The organism is Woodsholea maritima DSM 17123 (assembly GCF_000382325.1).
Classification (GTDB): domain Bacteria; phylum Pseudomonadota; class Alphaproteobacteria; order Caulobacterales; family Maricaulaceae; genus Woodsholea; species Woodsholea maritima.
In genome coordinates, this window is sequence record NZ_KB908059.1 from 148,861 (window position 1) to 165,001 (window position 16,141).

Sequence of the window (16,141 nt, forward strand, 5' to 3'; positions counted from 1 at the left end):
TGACGAAGGGTGTATCATGAGTGGGGCAGAGAAGTCGCCTGACGCGTATCGGACGATCTCCGAAGCGGCGGAAGATGCCGGTCTGCCCACCCATGTCCTGCGGTTTTGGGAATCGAAATTCTCCCAGTTAAAGCCCGTAAAGCGCCGCGGCGGACGCCGCTTCTATCGCCCTCAGGATGTCACCCTGATTAAGGGCTTGCGCCATTTGCTCTATGAAGCGGGCTATACGATTAAGGGCGCGCAGAAATATCTCAAAGATCACGGTGTTGGCCATGTTGCGGCCCTGGGTGAGGGCAGTGCGTCTATCGCAGCCATTCCCACTGGTGAAGAGGCGGCTATTCCTTCTCCAGCGCTCGATAGCCGTGCGAATGCGCTTGAAGCGCGCAGTGAGCTTTATCGTGAAAGCGCCCATAATCTCACACGCTTGATCTCTGATCTAGAAGACGTGAAGGCGCGCTTGGATGCCGCTATTACCCGCTCGCACATCAGCCGCAAGGCGAGCTGATATTTCACCGCTCTTTCGACTTGATGCGCCGGAGCACGCGGCCTATAAGACCTCCTCTCTTCTGATTGCCCCCCATTGTTAGAAGAGACCTAAGGTGTCGGAGCGTGGCGCAGCCCGGTTAGCGCACCGGTCTGGGGGACCGGGGGTCGGAGGTTCAAATCCTCTCGCTCCGACCATTTATTTCAGTAATTTAACGTACTCCTATGATTAAAATATAACTATATTCTATATGGCTTATTAAAAAAATGAGCTTTATTCCTACCACGCTGGCTTAATTCTTTGATCGCCGCCCTTTCTGTGGACGCGTCAAATTTAGCGATGCCCCGCGCGCCGCCAAATCGGCGTCCCGCCTGGTTCAATCTTTATGTTTACGTCTGCCAGAATGGCGCTAGGTGAGCTCTAAAAGGTCCCATTTATTGCCGAAGGGGTCTTGAAAAACGACGACTTGGCCGTAGCTTTCACGCCGTGGACCTTCTAAAAACGTGACACCATTTGCGTGCATCTTTTCATAATCACGTTCAAAGTCATCGGTTTGCAGGAAGAAAGCTACACGCCCGCCGGTTTGATGGCCGATGGCGGCCAGCTGATGCTCATCACTGGCTTTGGCGAGCAGAAGGGCTGTTTCCTGACTGCCAGGTGGGGCGACCCGCACCCAGCGTTTTGTCTCCGACAGGCGGGTATCTTCAAGCAGGGTAAAACCCAGGACATCGACATAGAAGGCTAATGCCGCGTCATAATCAGGAATGACGAGTGTAATGAGGCTGATGAATTGTGTCATGCGAGAGGGGGCTCTGGATCCAGGGGGGCAGGGTGTTCCAAATCGCGCGCGATGAGGCCAGAGGCGAGCATGAACATCAAGGCACTCACGGCAAAGGCATAAAGGCCGGGCTGGGTGAGCGCGCGTGCTAGCCCATTGCTGGATAAGCTCACTACGATCAGGGCTAGGACGAAAACGTCCATCATTGACCATTTTCCCAGCATTTCCAGCAATTTAAGCGCTGAGGCGGACATCATCGGGCGCGGCCCAAGGTTTAGCCACGCCAGGGTTGCAAACTTCGCCGTGGGAAAGAGGATGGAAAAGAGCGCGATCACCCCGGCCAGGGCGTAATCGCGTGACTGGACCAAAGCATCAATGGATTGAACAAGGGAATAGCGCTCTTTAAAGATTAAGAAGCTTTGGGTTTCGATCATGGGTAGGATCAAGCCCAGCGGAAACAAAACCGCGCCGAGCAGGAGGAGAATGCGGGCCAATAGCCCGCCGGTACCATGAGGATCGATCTTAACCATGGCGTGATTTTAGCGGGCTTTACACGTGTGCCTAGTGAATTTTGAGGGTCTTGCGAGGTTTTGGTGGGCACACTGAAGCCATCAACTGGTCTTACCCCCTTGTTCCAGATCCATTTGACCCTAATAAAAACGGTTAAGTCTTGTTGAGAGTATGCCCATGACCGCGAATGAAGCCTTGCCGCGTCCCTTTACTCAGGCGGGAACCAATCGTTTTGTGTTCTATTGGCTGGTCGTCATTGCGGCCTTTGTCTGCGCCATGATCTTGGTGGGAGGGGCGACGCGGTTAACCGATTCAGGCCTTTCTATAACCGAGTGGAAGCCCGTGACGGGCGCTTTACCGCCCCTAAATGAGGCTGGGTGGCACGAGGAGTTTGAGAAATACCGCGCTATTCCCGAATATCAGTTGCAAAATCGCGGCATGAGCCTATCCGAGTTTCAATTCATCTATTGGTGGGAATGGAGCCATCGTCAGCTCGGCCGGACTTTGGGCCTGGTCTTTGCGCTGCCGTTTGCCGTTTTCATGCTGCGCGGGATGATCGCCAAACCGATGCGGATGCGCCTGTGGATCCTCTTCGCTTTGGGGGGATTGCAAGGGGCGATTGGCTGGTGGATGGTGTCTTCTGGCCTGGTGGACCGCCTGGATGTCAGCCAATACCGCCTGGCGACGCATTTGTGCATGGCCTTCACGATTTTGGGCCTAACCGCCTGGCTTGCGATGGATGCACGCTATGGCTGTGAAGGTCATCGCTGGACCAAGCTGGCGCGCTTTACGGCGGCGTTCTGGGGGCTGATCTTCTTACAAGTTGCCCTGGGGGCCTTTGTGGCCGGTTTAGATGCGGGCCGGATCTATACCACTTGGCCCCTGATGGAGGGGCGCTTGATCCCAGAGGGCTATCTGGCGGGCCATCCTTTCTTCAGCGCGATTTTTGAAAGCCGCGCCGCAGTTCAGCTTCATCACCGTTGGACGGGCTATCTCGCGCTAATCAGTGGTTTAACGCTGGCCTATACCTTATGGCGCTCCAAGGTGCGCGCCGTTAAACCGGTAGTCGTGACCCTGGCAGCGCTCTTGATTGTGCAAGTCGTGTTGGGGATCGTGACCTTGGTCCACGCTGCACCGCTTAATCTGTCCCTGATCCATCAGGGCGGAGCGATTGCGCTATTTTTGACCAGTGGCGTTCTGACCTGGACGGCTCATCGCAGCACTTAAAGTGTGCGATGAGCCCTTCCGGCTTTAAGGCTTAGCCTTCGAGTTGCGTGCCGATAATGGCGCGGCTGAGGGCCTCCCGGCTGATCAGCTTGATGCGCTTATCGCCTTCGTCGAAAATGGCGACCAAGCCGCTGGCATAGGCGGTGCCGCCAAAGGAAGTCGCTGTGACGGCAACCGCGCCGGCTTGGCTCACCATGGGGGCGTTCAGGCCATCAACCGTGCGTAGCGAGCTGAGCTCACTGAGATCTTCGGCGTTATAAACCGTCAATAAAGGCGTGTCCGTGACGCTGGTGATCACGACGGGCCGGCCTTGAAGCTCGACCGCCAGCAGATCTGCAATCGAGAAGGCCTCAGATTGGGCCGCAACCTCACCGGATTCGGTGAGGCGCGTCACGCCGCCGGTTGGACCGGAGATGTAGATAGCAGAATTGAGTACCTGGCAATTGCGCGCCGGGAAAGGCAGGGCAAAGCTGGTGCGAACCTCCTGGCTGATCTGATCTTCACCGGTGTCGCGAATACGCACGATATGGCCGCGATCATCCCCGCTTAATAAGACATAATCGACATAGCCAATCCCGATCTCTTTTAAGCAAAGTCCGCTGACCCCGCCTTCAATTGTGACGGGGGCGAGGGGGGCGTCAACCAGCTGATTGGTCTCAGCGAGCAAGACATAGGCATGCAGTCCGCCCTCGCGGTCATTGCCGAGGATCAGCGGGAAGCTAGCCCCGCGCAGTTGGAAATTCTCAACCGCAGCTAGGTTCGCCAGGCGTGGCCCGCTGACCTGAGCCAGACGTTCCCCATCGACATTATAAAGATCAATGCCGCCTGGGCGCGCCGCGCCTACGATCCGGCCCAGCCAAGGGCTCTCACTGTTAGGCAAGAAAATGAGATCATCCATCGCCTGGCCTTCATCGAAGGCGGCAGTGATGATGATGTCGTTTTCTTCCAGAAGGTTCTGGCCTGCCCCGATACGGGTGTCTTCAGGTGCTGTGCTGTCTTCAGGGCTTTGCGAACAGGCGCTGAGCGTTACAGCTGCGCCAAGGAACGCTGTTGCCAGGGCCCGCGAACCGCGAAGGTGCGTCCGGGTCCAGACTGAACATTGAAGAAGAGTGTTTTTCCATCTGGACTGAAGCATGGTCCTGTAATCTCGCTTTTTTCCCCGTCTTCCATCGTGACGGCATTGCGTCCAATCGTATAGACTTGGCCCTGCGGCGTCACCCCACGAATGAACTGCTCTTCATCCCCATCCTCAACGACGATCAAATCGCCCCAAGGCGCGATGGTGATGTTGTCGCATTTCTCCATCACGCGTGCATCCGTTGTTTCCACAAACAGCTGAAGCTGACCGGGCTGATCAGCTTCCTGCGCGAGGCCTTCGGCCGGGCTGGGGTGATAGCGCCAAATCTGGCCAATATGGGCCGGGCCGCCATCGGTACAGCAAAAATAAAGCTCACCCTTATCAAACCAAGCCCCTTCACCACGGGTAAAGCGTGCTGCGCCCAGGGCGATGCCGCGCGTGGCCAGATCATTATTGGGATTATGGATATCCTCCAAATCGACCCATTCCACATCCATCCAGGTGTGAAGCGTGATTGTCTCGGGGCTGTCTTCCCAATTGCGGGTATCAAGGCCTGGACGGCCTTTGATCATCAAGGCTTGCTGACGACCAGGGCCATGCAGATCGCCGGGGATGTCAGGAATAAAGCGATAAAGCAAGGCCGGGCGATCATCTTCGGTTTGATAGACTGCGCCGCTGACCGGATCGATCGCGACGGCTTCGCGCTCAAAACGTCCCATATTCAACAGCGGGCGTGGCTCCACCAAGGTTTCGGCCAGCGCAGGCACTTCAAAGGCATAGCCGTGATCTTTGCCGCTGCCTTGGCTGGGATCTGCGCTCGCGAGATCAAGGCTTTCTTCGCAGCTGATCCAGCTGCCCCAGGGGGTCGGTCCGCCCGCGCAATTATTATCGGTTCCGGCCAAGGACAGGAATTGGCGGCGGACCGCCAAAGTTTCATTGTCGACATGGATGGTCGTCGTGCCGCCGTGATGGGGTTCGTTGCCCGCAACCCAGTCATAGACTTTATCGCGATCAATGAGCGATAAGCGTTCATCCTCATCACCGAAAGCGGAATACCCGACATGGCCGGGATTGATCTCATGATTGCGCACCAGAATGATCGTATTGTCGGGGCCTTGGAAAGCGGCCATGCCATCGGGCCGGCCCGGGACGCGCAGGCCGTCATCCATTTCATCACCAAATTGAGAAATGACCTGATGGGTGAAGCCTTCAGGCAAATCAAACAAACCCTCAGGGTCTGGGCTCAGCGGGCCATAGCCTTCAACCTGATTGATATAGGGGGCTTGATCGGTATTTTTGCAGCTGGCCAACAGGCTCAAACCGGCAAAAGCGCCCGTGGTTAGCCCTGAAACTTGCAAGAAAGTGCGCCGTGATAGGCTCATAATGTCCCCCAAAAACTGTGCCTTTTGAACATCTTCATACAGGGCCTGTGTTACAAGTTAAAGACAGGGTCTTCGTATTGCGGTAGTGGGGTACCGTATTCTTAAGGCCCTGTTTTAAAGCATTTTTATGAGCGCGCTTCTTGACGAAGCGTCATTTTACCCATACAAGGCGCGCTTTCCCGGTCAGGATCGTCCTGGTCGACAAGAAGTTCAAAGGCTAAAAGCGATGAAAACGTTTTCCGCTAAGCCCGCGGAGGTCGAACACAAGTGGGTTGTGATTGATGCAGAAGGCGCCGTAGTTGGTCGCTTGGCTGCCTATATCGCCCTACGCCTGCGCGGTAAGCATCGTCCTGATTTCACCCCTCATATTGACACGGGTGACCATGTTATTGTGATCAATGCAGACAAAGTTGTCTTCACGGGTCGCAAATACCAGGACAAGCGCTACTACCGTCACACCGGCCACCCCGGCGGGATCAAAGAAACCTCTCCAGCCAAAGTTCTGGAAGGCAAATATCCTGAGCGCGTTCTGCAGTTGGCTGTGAAGCGTATGCTTCCTAAAGAAAGCCCACTGGCACGTGACCAGTTTTCAAAACTGCGCGTCTATGGCGGCGCAGACCACCCTCATGTCGCTCAACAACCAGAAGTCGTCGACTTCAAGGCGTTGAACGTCAAGAACGCGCGGAGCTAATCATGGCTGAACAGGCTCGTTCCCTCGAAGATCTGAAATCTGCTTTGAAAGAAGCCGATGTTCCTGTAGCCGGTGCGCAGGACGAGATCGTATACGAAAAGAAAATTGACGAACATGGCCGCGCCTATGCGACCGGTAAGCGGAAAAACGCGATTGCGCGCGTTTGGATCAAGCCGGGCTCAGGTAAAGTCATCGTCAATGGCCGCGATCAAGAAGTGTATTTCGCACGTCCTGTTCTGCGCCTGGTGATCGCTCAACCGATGCAAATTGCTGAGCGTGTTGACCAATACGATGTGTTCGCCACCGTCACCGGTGGTGGTCTGTCCGGTCAGGCCGGTGCGGTGCGTCACGGCATTTCCAAGGCTTTGACCTATTACGAACCAGAGCTGCGCAAAGTCCTGAAAGCCAATGGCTTCTTGACCCGCGACAGCCGCGTTGTTGAACGTAAGAAATACGGCCGTGCGAAAGCGCGTCGTAGCTTCCAGTTCTCTAAGCGTTAATCGCTTACGCGTCTGGTTTCAGACTTTGGACAAAGGCGGTTCCCTTCGGAGCCGCCTTTTTCTTATGCTTTCAAGGCTGTGCTCAGGGCCTGGTGGAGCGCCTTGTACACACATTGAATGACGGGATTGGTTTTCAGCTCGCGATGCGTGACCAGCCATACCGGAACATCAATGTGGAAGATGTCTGACAGGACGGGCTCAAGATCATAAAGCTTGGCGATCGGTTCGGGTAACAGCCCAACGCCAAGGCCGGATTTTATCATTTCGGCCATAACCACGCCGCAGCTGGACCCGATCATAATGTCGCCTGTGGTCCAGCCGGGATTGAGCCCATAGCGTTCCAACATCTCGATGACAAAGCTGGGTTCCCCAAAGCCGATCATGGAAAGGTCTTTTAGCGCTTCGCGGCTTTTGGGAATGCCCTTGTCTTTGAGATAGGCTGGGCAGGCAAAATAATACCCCTTCATATCCCCCAGATGCTCACCATAAAGATCACCCGGTATTTGGGTGGTGTGGCGAATGGCGATGTCGGCATCGCGATTTTTCAAGTCCTCAAGGGTGTTTGACGCGATAACTTCAACGCTAATCTCAGGTGTCTCGGCTTGAAGGGCTTTGAGGGCTTTGGGCAGATACAGCGCGGCAAATTGCGTCGTCGCCGTGACTTTGACATGGCCCTCGAGTTTGGAAGCGCGGCCCGCTGCGAGAAGTGAGAGGGTCGAGGCGGCCTGGGCCATGGTGTGCACTTGCTCATACAGCTCTGCGCCATGTTTTGTCAGCGCCATGGAGCGGGTGCCGCGCTCAAAAAGGGTCACGCCCAATTGCTCTTCCAGCTGGGTTATCTGGCGCGACAGCGTGGGTTGGGTGGCACCTAAGGCGCGCGCAGCCGCAGAAAATGAGCCTTCTTGCACGGTCACCAGAAAGGCGCGTGCATAATTCCAATCGAAGGTGATGGCGTTCCACTTCATTGATATGCGTATATCAGGTGAAGAAATTTAGACAATTTATTTATAGGTGAGCGGCGTGTACGTGTAGTCTTCAAACATCATGTACGAGGGAAATGATGATCAAGGCGGCAAAATTCTGGAATAAATCCGCGCGTAAATATGCCGCGTCAAAAATCAGCGATCCAGAGGCCTATGCCCATAAGTTGGCGCAAACGGCGCAGCATTATTCTGCTGAGAGCATCTTGTTGGAGTTTGGCTGCGGCACGGGCACCACGGCGCTGCATCATGCGCCCCATGTTGCCTCTATCTTAGCCCTTGATATATCGCCTGAAATGATCGCCATCGCCAAGGAAAAGCAGACCGCAGCGGGCATCACCAATGTTGATTTTCGCGTAGGGGGTTTAGACACCATTCCAAGTCATGCTGATCACTATGACATGGTCATGGCCCATAGCATTTTGCACCTGATCGAAGATCCCAAAGGCGCAATTGCGCGCTTCCACCAGATCTTGAAGCCCGGCGGTTATCTTGTTTCCAGCACGGCGTGCTTGAAAAGCGGCGGGCTGCTCTTCTCGCTCTTGGTGCCGGTGATGCAGCTTTTCGGGCTCGCGCCCTATGTCAATCTTTTCACCAAGGACACGCTCAAAACCTGGCATGAAGAGGCCGGTTTTGAACTCAGCTATGTCTGGCACTCCGACAAGGCCAAGATGGTGCAGTTTCTGATAGCTAAAAAGCTATAGTGAAGGGGGCGTTAGCCCCCTTGATTTAACTCCTGACCTTCACATATTCACCTGGCGCATCGCACAGGGCCTTGAGCTTGCCTTTGCCCGGTTCACGTGCGGGGACTTCATCGCTGGAAAGTTGATAGAGCCAATCGCGCCAATGGGTCCACCAGCTGCCGGGATGCTCCACGGCCTTGGCGATCCAAGTGTCGAGCGTGGGTTCAAGATCGCCATGGGTCCAGTGCTGATACTTATTCGCACCGGGGTGATTGACGACCCCGGCGATATGGCCAGAGCCCGCGAGAGTATAGGTCACTGGCCCGCCAAACAGCTTGGCTGAGCGATAGACCGACGGGTAGGGCGCGATATGATCTTCACGCGCAGCCTGCATATAGACCGGGATTGTAACGTCTTTCAAATCCAGCGCCTGATCGGCCAGCACCAATTCGCCTTTTGACAGGCGGTTTTTGCGATAGAAATTATCCAGATAGAAGAGGTGCAGCGCCTTGGGCATGCGGGTCTGGTCGGCATTCCAATAGAGGAGATCAAAGGCCTGGGGCTGGCGACCCAAGAGGTAATTATTGACCACAAAGGACCAGACGAGATCATTGGCCCTTAAAAGATTAAAGGTATCCGCCATGGTGCGGCCATCTAAAACCCCGCCTTGCAGATCCATCAGGCGTTCAATCTCTTTCATCCAGGCGTCATCGACGAACATCAACAATTCACCGGCTTCGGCAAAATCAAGCTGCGCGGCGAAGAAGGTGGCCGAGGCGATGCGCTTGTCTTTGGTCTTGGCCATATAGGCGAGGCTGGTGCCCAGCAAAGTCCCGCCAATGCAATAGCCGACGGTATCCACGGCCTTTTCCCCGGTCGCTTTTTCAACGCTATCAAGCGCTTCGAACAGGCCTTCGCGCATATAATCCTCGAAGGTGACATCCTTCATCGACGCATCGGGATTGACCCAGGAGATGAGGAAGACCGTGAAGCCCTGACCGGTAAGCCAATGGATCATGGAATTCTTTTCACGCATGTCGAGGATGTAGAATTTATTGATCCAGGGTGGCACGATCAGCAGTGGACGCTGGCGCACCTGCTCGGTGCGCGGGGCATATTGGATCAGCTCCATCACCCGGTTGCGATACACGACTTTACCCGGTGTTGTGGCGAGATCTTTGCCGACGGTAAACCCATCAAGATCGGTCTGGCTAAGCGCCAGGCGGCCAGATCCGCGCTCCAAATCACTCACCAAATTCATCAAACCGCGGGTCAGGTTTTCGCCCTTGCTTTGAAAGGTTTCGCGCAAGACATCGGGATTGGTCATCGCGAAATTGGTCGGCGAAAGGGCGTCAATCATCTGCTTGGTCACGAAGGTGACTTTGCGCTTGGTGATGTCATCGACATTTTTCGCACCCGCAACCAGGCCCAGCATAAAGCGCTGATTGAGAAGATAGGATTGCTTGATTGCGCTGAACACTGGATTATCGCTCCAATCTTCAGAGCGCCAGCGCTTATCGCTTTTGTCGGCCTCAATGACGGGCGGTGAAGCTTGCCCAGCCATCAGGCTTTTCGTCGTATTGGCCCACAGATCAATATAGCCCTTGAAGAGGTCTGATTGGCTTTGCATCATCAGTTCGGGATCGGCGAGGATTTTTTCCCAGACCTGCGCCATTTCCGGTGTCGCCTTGAAACTGTCGATCGGCGGCAGCGGTGTTTCATGACCTTCTAGCGATTTATAGACGACATCACTGAACAGCTGCTGGCCTTTCAAGGCCGCTTGCATCAAATCGCGCGAGACTTTTTCCAGCGTGTCTAAATCCTTCTCTGCCAACTCAGAAAGGCCACAATCATTGGGATCATCGGACGTGCTCGAAGATGCAGAACCGTTTGCGTTCGGGGTGTGCGTCTCAGCCATTTTATGAAAAACCTTTCAAGGTGTGCGTGACAGGGCCAGAAGGTCGTGTATAGAAGTCTAACCACCTATAACCTAAGGAGGCCAGTTTGCGCATCCGTTCTCTTTATCTATTGGCATTTCTTCTCCCGCTTAGCGCGTGTTCAAGCTTTGGTAAAGACGAAGCTGAGCCCACATGGATGGAAGCACGCCGGGCAGAGGCCCTCGATACGCAAACCGCAAAGGCCCCGGACTTTATTCCCAGCCAGACCTTTTCACGGGACGAACAGACCCAGATGGATACCGCCCAGGGTGAGGTGCTTGCTGCACGCAATACCCTCATCAATCGCCTGGACGAAATCGAACTGGATCAGGAAGATACCCAAGAGTATCTGCGCGATGCACGTGAGCGTGCTCGCGCGCCTGAGCTGCCCGATGATTGATCGAAACCATTAGAAACAACGCTTACGACGTTAAAAGGATAAGACTATGAGTGAGGGGCAAGCCCAAGATCAATTGGCGCTTCATGCGCTGCGTGCTGCGGAAATGGCTGCGATTGCGGCCCATGGCCAAATTGGGCGCGGGGATAAAAATGCTGCCGATCAGGCGGCGGTGGATGCCATGCGTAAAGGTCTCAATGCCATGGCCATGAAGGGCCGCATTGTGATCGGTGAAGGGGAGCGTGATGAAGCACCGATGCTGTATATCGGTGAAGAAGTCGGCACCGGCGAAGGCCCAGAGATTGATATCGCGCTGGACCCGATCGAAGGCACCACGCCGACCTCTAAGGGCATGCCCAATGCGCTGGCCGTGTTGGCGATTGCGCCGCGTGGTGGTCTCTTGCATGCGCCCGATACCTATATGGATAAGATCGCGGTCGGTCCGGGCCTTCCCGAAGGTGTGATTGATCTGGATTTGAGCGCTGAAGAGAATGTGCGCCGTCTGGCCGAAGCCAAAGGCGTCAAAACCTCTGAATTGAGCGCCTGTATCCTGGATCGTCCACGTCATGACCATATCGTCAAGCAAATGCGCCAATTGGGCGTTCGCATCAATTTCATCACCGATAATGATGTAGCCGGTGTGATCAGTGCCGCCGATCCAAACGGCTATGCCGACATTTATATGGGCCGTGGCGGCGCACCCGAGGGTGTTTTGGCGGCGGCGGCTTTGCGCTGTATCGGTGGTCAGATGCAAGGGCGTTTGCACTTCCGCAATGATGATGAGCGTGCGCGCGCAGAAAAGACCGGGATCACTGATTTCGATCGCAAATATGATATGCGCGAACTGGCGTCAAAAGATTGCGTCTTTGTCGCTGCGGGTGTGACCACAGGTTTGTTGGTTGAAGGCGTGAAGAAAATCGGGCCCAATACCTATGAAACCGAATCACTCATGCTGTCCTCTAGTGACAAGGTGCGCCGCGTCGTGCGCACCCGCGTCGACGGGCCCAGCGTTTAATAACACTGAAAAAGGATGCCATGACCGGTCAGATTATGGATGATGCCCTGTTTGGGGTGTCTCACTCGATCACGGGCCGGACATGGCGTCTGAAACAAGCTGATGACCAGCATGTGGCGGAGATTGTGCGTCTGGCCGGATGTCCGGACGCCTTGGCGCGCATGCTGGCCGCGCGCGGCATTACGCCTGATGGGGCGGAGCGATTTTTGAACCCGCGCCTGCGCGATGTGTTTCCCGACCCCAGCCTCTTTCGGGATATGGATCTTGCCGCGCGCCTGATTTGGGATGCGGTTCAAGCCGATCACCGCATCGCGATTTTTGCCGATTATGATGTGGATGGCGCGACTTCAGGGGCTCAGCTGACGCGATGGTTGAAGTCTCAAGGCGCCGATCCCCTGCTTTATGTTCCCGACCGGTTGGAGGAGGGCTATGGCCCTTCTGAGTTGGCCTTTCAGCGTTTGAAAGCGGCAGGAGCCCAGCTGGTCATCACGCTCGATTGCGGCGCGGCGGCGTTAGAGCCGTTGAAGTGCGCCGCAGCGATGGACTTACCCGTCATCGTGGTGGATCACCATATGATGAAGGATGAGCGCCCGCCCTGTCTGGCGCTGGTCAATCCCAATCAAGAGGGTGATCAGTCCGGGTGCGGAATATTGGCCGCGGCTGGCGTGGTTTTCGTTCTGCTGGCGGCCTTAAACCGCGAGGGGCGCCGGCGCGGCGGCTTTAGTGCGGACCACCCAGAACCCGATATCATGGCGTGGTTGGACCTGGCCGCACTGGGTACGATTTGCGATGTCGTACCGCTTGAAGGGCTTAACCGCGCGATTGTTGCCCAGGGCCTGAAAGTCATGGCGCAATCGAGCACTTTGGGACTGCGCGCTTTATGTGAAGCCTCTGGGGCAAAGCCCCCATTCTCGCCCTATCATGCGGGCTTCTTGATGGGCCCCCGTATCAATGCGGGCGGACGTATCGGCAAGGCGGATCTGGGGCTCACCCTTCTGACGACGCACAATGAGGCTGAAGCCGAAGCTATTGCGCGCCAGCTCAGTGAACTGAATGATGAACGCAAGGCCATTGAGGCTGAGGTTCAGCATGAAGCCAGCTTGCAGATTGAGCGCCAAGCCATCTTGGAAGAGACCGGCTTTATCATGGCGGCGGGTGAGGGCTGGCATCCCGGCGTCATTGGCATTGTCGCCGGGCGCTTGAAAGACCGCTTCAACCGGCCGTGCATCATTATCGGTCTCGATCGTGAGCTGGGCATCGGTAAGGGCTCGGGCCGGTCCTGTCCGGGCGTCAATCTGGGCGCGGCGATCAGTGCCGCGGCCGATCAAGGCTTGTTGATGGCCGGCGGTGGCCATCCCATGGCGGGTGGGTTGACGATTGCCTATGATCAGGTGGAGGCGTTTGGTGCCTTCATGGCGCAGCGCCTGTCCCCGCAATGGCTTGCGGCAGATGAGGCGCGCTCCCTCATACTTGATGGCGTGTTGATGCCTGGCGCGGTCAGCTATGATCTGTGGACCCGTTTGCAAGGTGCCGGGCCTTATGGGGCGGGCCATGGTGAGCCACGCTTTGGATTTTCTCGCCTGCGTAAGACTTTTGCCAAGCGTGTGGGCGCGGATCATGTGCGCTATAGCTTCGAGGGTGAGGACGGCAAGCGCCTCAACGGCATTGCCTGGCGCTGTGCAGATGCCCCCCTGGGCGAGGCTCTGCTGAATGGTCCCGAAGGCTTCTGGCATGCTGTTGGCAAGATCAAGGGCGAGGACGGAGCCTATGGGCGTAAGGCCGAGTTGCAGTTAGAAGATTTAGCCTACTGCGAAAGCTGATGTAAAACCTGCAAAGAGATGCTTGCATTCGCATCAAGGTGTTTGTAAAAGACCGCCTCTCACGTCGGGCCATGGTCCCTTCGTCTATCGGTTAGGACGCCAGGTTTTCAACCTGGAAAGAGGGGTTCGATTCCCCTAGGGACTGCCACGTGAGAGGAAGCGCCTCGCGCTTTCATAATAGATCGGCTAAGATCTATCTATAGGCCAGCGTATGCGGTCCCTTCGTCTATCGGTTAGGACGCCAGGTTTTCAACCTGGAAAGAGGGGTTCGATTCCCCTAGGGACTGCCACGCGCACCATTTCCCAAAACATCTTCCAAATTTCTGCGTCCAGACCTGTTCGGACATGGAAACCGATCCTTTATCATTTCCTGCCACTTTGGCGGCGTTCAATTATGTCGTTCAGTGGGGAAGACTGTGCTTGCATCCACATCCAGCCATAGCCGTTTCGTGGCCTTTGCCTTTGCGGCGGCCGATATTCTGATTGAAACCAATGAGCTAGGCGAGATCGCCTTTTGTGCTGGGGCAACCAGTGTGATGGCGGCGCAGGAAGATTTGGTGGGCGGGCGCAAGCCGTTCTGGGATTATTTTGATGTGGTCTCGCGCCGCCTGGTTCAGGTGATTAGCGCTCAGGTGAAGGCCAATGTGCGCTCCGGCCCCTATCGGGTCACAGTCAATGGACGAACCGCGCAATTATCAGCATGGCGTTTAGAGGGCTCGGGCCAGATCCAGTGGACGGTCAATCTCGATCTCACCCACCACCCTGAAGACATTGATCAAGATGACTTTTCTCGCCAAGCCCAAAGGGTGCTCGATCTGGTGCGTTCCCAAGATGGTCAGGCCCATATTGGCTTGTTGGCCCTGAAAGGCATTGAAGGGCTGGGCGATCGGATTGGCCAAGATCGCCGCGATGAATTTTTCACCGCCATTGGCAATCTCGTCAAAGCCGCATCGATGTCCGGGGCGGGAAGTCGTACAAGCCCAGAGACCTTCAGTTTGGTGTGTGAAACCCGCGATGTCGTGGAAGATCTCAATGACGCCGTTGAAAGCCTGGTCCGCGAATCCAAGATCTCCGGGGTCAGTAGTCACATTCATAGTGTTGGCGATGACCCCAAGCTGGGCAGTGAGACCGCCGTGCGTGCCTTCCTTTATGGCGTCAATCAAGCGGTCGCGAGCCGCGACTTTACCTGCCTGACGTCCCTCAAAGGCTTGGTGGAGCGTGAAGCTGAGCAGGCGCGAAAGAATATGGACTCGCTCAGCGCCTTTATTCGCGGCAAAAAGATCGAGCCTTATGCGCAACCCATCGTCTTGACCGATAATCTCAGCGTGGAGCGCTATGAGGTTTTGGCGCGTTTACCGGGCGGAAAATCCCTGGATTTGGCTGTAGCCTTTGCCGAGCAGACAGGGGTTGTTCTGGAACTCGACTTCGCCATGGTTCATACCGCGCTCGATGCCTTAAAGGCTGATTCCGATCACCCCACTTTAAGCGTTAATCTCTCCGGGGCGAGCTTGTCTTCGCCGCGCTGGTGCACGGATTTGCTGGGCCTGATTGAAGATATTCGCATTGATCGCAAACGGTTGAGTTTTGAACTGACCGAGACCCATGCGCTGCGCGATATTGCCTGTGCCACGCGCACGCTGGAAAAAATTCGCAAGCGTGGTCATATGGTTGCCTTGGATGATTTTGGCGTTGGCGCCGCGGGGCTTAATTATATTCGTCTTCTGCCTGTGGATATGGTCAAAATTGATGGCTCGCTGATCCGCGGCAGTGCGACTTTAGAGCGTGATTTCATCATCACCCGCTCGATCGCTAATCTGGCCCATGGCTTAAAGATTGAGGTCGTGGCCGAGCATGTCGAAACCCATGATCAGGTCGATATGCTGCGCAAGCTCGGGATTTCACGCCTGCAGGGCTTTCTATTCGGTGCGCCGGCACCTTTAGTAACGCTCTCCACCAAAGGCGTGCAGAAACTTTCTGCCTGACGAAAAAAGGCGCTGTCGCCAGCGCCTTTTTCTTTAACATTCTAAAGCAATTACGCTTTAGCGGCTTTGGTCGCTTTTTCGCGCTCCAACGCTTCAACGATCAACTCGCGCGCACGATCCGCATCGGCCCAACCTTCGATCTTGACCCATTTGCGCGGCTCAAGGTCTTTATAATGCTCGAAGAAATGGGTGATGCGCGCCAGCATGGCTTGATTGACATCGGTATAGTTCTGGATGTCGTCATAAAAGGGTGTCAGCTTGGAATGCGGGGCAGCTAGGATTTTTTCGTCCATGCCGCTTTCGTCTTCCATCAACAACACGCCGATCGGACGCGCGCGAACGATACAGCCTGGGATTAAAGTGGTCTGGCCCAAACACATCACGTCGATTGGATCGCCATCATCAGACAAGGTGTGCGGCATGAAGCCATAATTGCAGGGATAGCGCATCGGGGTGTGCAAGAAGCGGTCAACGACGATGGTCCCAGAATCCTTGTCCATCTCGTATTTTACAGGCTCACCCCCAACAGGCACCTCAACGATGACATTGATATCTTCAGGGGGATTGGCTCCAGGTGAAATGGCATCCAGACGCATCGTCTTCTACTCCAATACTTGTGCAACATAAATTTCGCGCGAATGAACGCTGTGTGCGGGCAAAGTTCAAGGGGTTTTGTG

The 16,141-nt window shown here is 55.5% G+C and carries 16 protein-coding genes and 3 tRNA genes; 12 read left to right on the plus strand and 7 right to left on the minus strand.

The genetic code is table 11. The annotated features are described in order from the left end of the window. Positions 1-16 precede the first annotated feature (16 nt). Both H151_RS0111010 and H151_RS0111015 read left to right on the plus strand, forming a co-directional pair. Entirely contained in the window at positions 17-505 is a 489-nt protein-coding gene (locus H151_RS0111010) for a MerR family transcriptional regulator (protein WP_019961724.1), read from the plus strand. Positions 506-603: 98 nt separating this feature from the next. Continuing rightward, positions 604-681: transfer RNA gene (locus H151_RS0111015), tRNA-Pro, on the plus strand. Between the two features lie 212 nt (positions 682-893). Here the strand turns inward: H151_RS0111015 and H151_RS0111020 are convergent. Together H151_RS0111020 and H151_RS16235 are read right to left on the minus strand one after the other, a co-directional pair. Next, positions 894-1,283, minus strand: a complete 390-nt coding sequence (locus H151_RS0111020) for a VOC family protein (protein WP_019961725.1) — start codon at positions 1,281-1,283, stop codon at positions 894-896. Then, positions 1,280-1,792: a paraquat-inducible protein A gene (locus H151_RS16235; protein ID WP_019961726.1), complete on the minus strand. Its 513-nt coding sequence runs from the start codon at positions 1,790-1,792 to the stop codon at positions 1,280-1,282. Before H151_RS16235 ends, H151_RS0111020 begins: the two co-directional genes overlap by 4 nt. 157 nt (positions 1,793-1,949) lie before the next feature. Here H151_RS16235 and H151_RS0111030 point away from each other — a divergent pair, with 157 nt between their 5' ends. Further along, complete coding sequence (locus H151_RS0111030; RefSeq protein ID WP_019961727.1) at positions 1,950-2,999, plus strand: COX15/CtaA family protein; 1,050 nt, start codon at positions 1,950-1,952, stop codon at positions 2,997-2,999. Positions 3,000-3,030: 31 nt separating this feature from the next. On the opposite strand, the gene H151_RS0111035 is transcribed toward H151_RS0111030, so the two are convergent. Next, entirely contained in the window at positions 3,031-4,134 is a 1,104-nt protein-coding gene (locus H151_RS0111035; RefSeq protein WP_156823482.1) for a hypothetical protein, read from the minus strand. Then, the gene (locus tag H151_RS0111040; RefSeq protein WP_019961729.1) at positions 4,026-5,459 is read right to left on the minus strand and encodes an alkaline phosphatase PhoX; all 1,434 of its coding nucleotides are present in this window, start codon (positions 5,457-5,459) and stop codon (positions 4,026-4,028) included. Before H151_RS0111040 ends, H151_RS0111035 begins: the two co-directional genes overlap by 109 nt. A 226-nt stretch (positions 5,460-5,685) precedes the next feature. On the opposite strand from H151_RS0111040, the gene rplM reads away from it, so the two are divergent. Both rplM and rpsI read left to right on the plus strand, forming a co-directional pair. Next, complete coding sequence (rplM, locus tag H151_RS0111045) at positions 5,686-6,150, plus strand: 50S ribosomal protein L13 (RefSeq protein ID WP_026353975.1); 465 nt, start codon at positions 5,686-5,688, stop codon at positions 6,148-6,150. A 2-nt stretch (positions 6,151-6,152) separates the two neighbouring features. After that, on the plus strand, positions 6,153-6,650 hold the full coding sequence (gene rpsI / locus H151_RS0111050; protein ID WP_019961731.1) for a 30S ribosomal protein S9: 498 nt from the start codon (positions 6,153-6,155) through the stop codon (positions 6,648-6,650). A 62-nt stretch (positions 6,651-6,712) separates the two neighbouring features. Here rpsI and H151_RS0111055 read toward each other — a convergent pair whose 3' ends face one another. Further along, positions 6,713-7,615: a LysR family transcriptional regulator gene (locus tag H151_RS0111055; protein ID WP_019961732.1), complete on the minus strand. Its 903-nt coding sequence runs from the start codon at positions 7,613-7,615 to the stop codon at positions 6,713-6,715. A 95-nt stretch (positions 7,616-7,710) separates the two neighbouring features. Here H151_RS0111055 and H151_RS0111060 point away from each other — a divergent pair, with 95 nt between their 5' ends. Further along, positions 7,711-8,334 (plus strand): class I SAM-dependent methyltransferase, encoded by a 624-nt coding sequence (locus tag H151_RS0111060; RefSeq protein WP_026353976.1) that lies wholly within the window; start codon positions 7,711-7,713, stop codon positions 8,332-8,334. Between the two features lie 25 nt (positions 8,335-8,359). Here the strand turns inward: H151_RS0111060 and phaC are convergent, their stop codons facing one another. Further along, positions 8,360-10,231, minus strand: a complete 1,872-nt coding sequence (gene phaC, locus H151_RS0111065) for a class I poly(R)-hydroxyalkanoic acid synthase (RefSeq protein ID WP_019961734.1) — start codon at positions 10,229-10,231, stop codon at positions 8,360-8,362. A gap of 86 nt (positions 10,232-10,317) precedes the next feature. Between phaC and H151_RS0111070 the strand changes: the two genes are divergently transcribed. From H151_RS0111070 to H151_RS0111095, 6 genes are all read left to right on the plus strand, one after another. Further along, entirely contained in the window at positions 10,318-10,650 is a 333-nt protein-coding gene (locus tag H151_RS0111070; protein WP_156823483.1) for a hypothetical protein, read from the plus strand. Between the two features lie 46 nt (positions 10,651-10,696). Then, positions 10,697-11,662, plus strand: a complete 966-nt coding sequence (gene glpX / locus H151_RS0111075) for a class II fructose-bisphosphatase (RefSeq protein ID WP_019961736.1) — start codon at positions 10,697-10,699, stop codon at positions 11,660-11,662. A gap of 20 nt (positions 11,663-11,682) precedes the next feature. Further along, a complete protein-coding gene (gene recJ / locus H151_RS0111080; RefSeq protein WP_019961737.1) occupies positions 11,683-13,482 on the plus strand; it encodes a single-stranded-DNA-specific exonuclease RecJ in 1,800 nt (599 codons plus the stop codon). A 73-nt stretch (positions 13,483-13,555) separates the two neighbouring features. Further along, positions 13,556-13,630, plus strand: a tRNA-Glu gene (locus tag H151_RS0111085). A gap of 67 nt (positions 13,631-13,697) precedes the next feature. Beyond that, positions 13,698-13,772 (plus strand) — tRNA-Glu (locus H151_RS0111090). A gap of 126 nt (positions 13,773-13,898) precedes the next feature. Then, a complete protein-coding gene (locus tag H151_RS0111095; RefSeq protein WP_019961738.1) occupies positions 13,899-15,464 on the plus strand; it encodes an EAL domain-containing protein in 1,566 nt (521 codons plus the stop codon). Between the two features lie 50 nt (positions 15,465-15,514). Here the strand turns inward: H151_RS0111095 and ppa are convergent, their stop codons facing one another. Further along, complete coding sequence (gene ppa, locus H151_RS0111100; RefSeq protein ID WP_019961739.1) at positions 15,515-16,060, minus strand: inorganic diphosphatase; 546 nt, start codon at positions 16,058-16,060, stop codon at positions 15,515-15,517. Between the last annotated feature and the right edge of the window lie 81 nt (positions 16,061-16,141).

Bases quoted from the DNA above. Each gene is read 5' to 3' on its own strand.
- H151_RS0111010 (WP_019961724.1), top strand. From the start codon at position 17: ATGAGTGGGGCAGAGAAGTCGCCTGACGCGTATCGGACGATCTCCGAA.
- H151_RS0111020 (WP_019961725.1), bottom strand. From the start codon at position 1,283: ATGACACAATTCATCAGCCTCATTACACTCGTCATTCCTGATTATGAC.
- H151_RS16235 (WP_019961726.1), bottom strand. From the start codon at position 1,792: ATGGTTAAGATCGATCCTCATGGTACCGGCGGGCTATTGGCCCGCATT.
- H151_RS0111030 (WP_019961727.1), top strand. From the start codon at position 1,950: ATGACCGCGAATGAAGCCTTGCCGCGTCCCTTTACTCAGGCGGGAACC.
- H151_RS0111035 (WP_156823482.1), bottom strand. From the start codon at position 4,134: ATGCTTCAGTCCAGATGGAAAAACACTCTTCTTCAATGTTCAGTCTGG.
- H151_RS0111040 (WP_019961729.1), bottom strand. From the start codon at position 5,459: ATGAGCCTATCACGGCGCACTTTCTTGCAAGTTTCAGGGCTAACCACG.
- rplM (WP_026353975.1), top strand. From the start codon at position 5,686: ATGAAAACGTTTTCCGCTAAGCCCGCGGAGGTCGAACACAAGTGGGTT.
- rpsI (WP_019961731.1), top strand. From the start codon at position 6,153: ATGGCTGAACAGGCTCGTTCCCTCGAAGATCTGAAATCTGCTTTGAAA.
- H151_RS0111055 (WP_019961732.1), bottom strand. From the start codon at position 7,615: ATGAAGTGGAACGCCATCACCTTCGATTGGAATTATGCACGCGCCTTT.
- H151_RS0111060 (WP_026353976.1), top strand. From the start codon at position 7,711: ATGATCAAGGCGGCAAAATTCTGGAATAAATCCGCGCGTAAATATGCC.
- phaC (WP_019961734.1), bottom strand. From the start codon at position 10,231: ATGGCTGAGACGCACACCCCGAACGCAAACGGTTCTGCATCTTCGAGC.
- glpX (WP_019961736.1), top strand. From the start codon at position 10,697: ATGAGTGAGGGGCAAGCCCAAGATCAATTGGCGCTTCATGCGCTGCGT.
- recJ (WP_019961737.1), top strand. From the start codon at position 11,683: ATGACCGGTCAGATTATGGATGATGCCCTGTTTGGGGTGTCTCACTCG.
- ppa (WP_019961739.1), bottom strand. From the start codon at position 16,060: ATGCGTCTGGATGCCATTTCACCTGGAGCCAATCCCCCTGAAGATATC.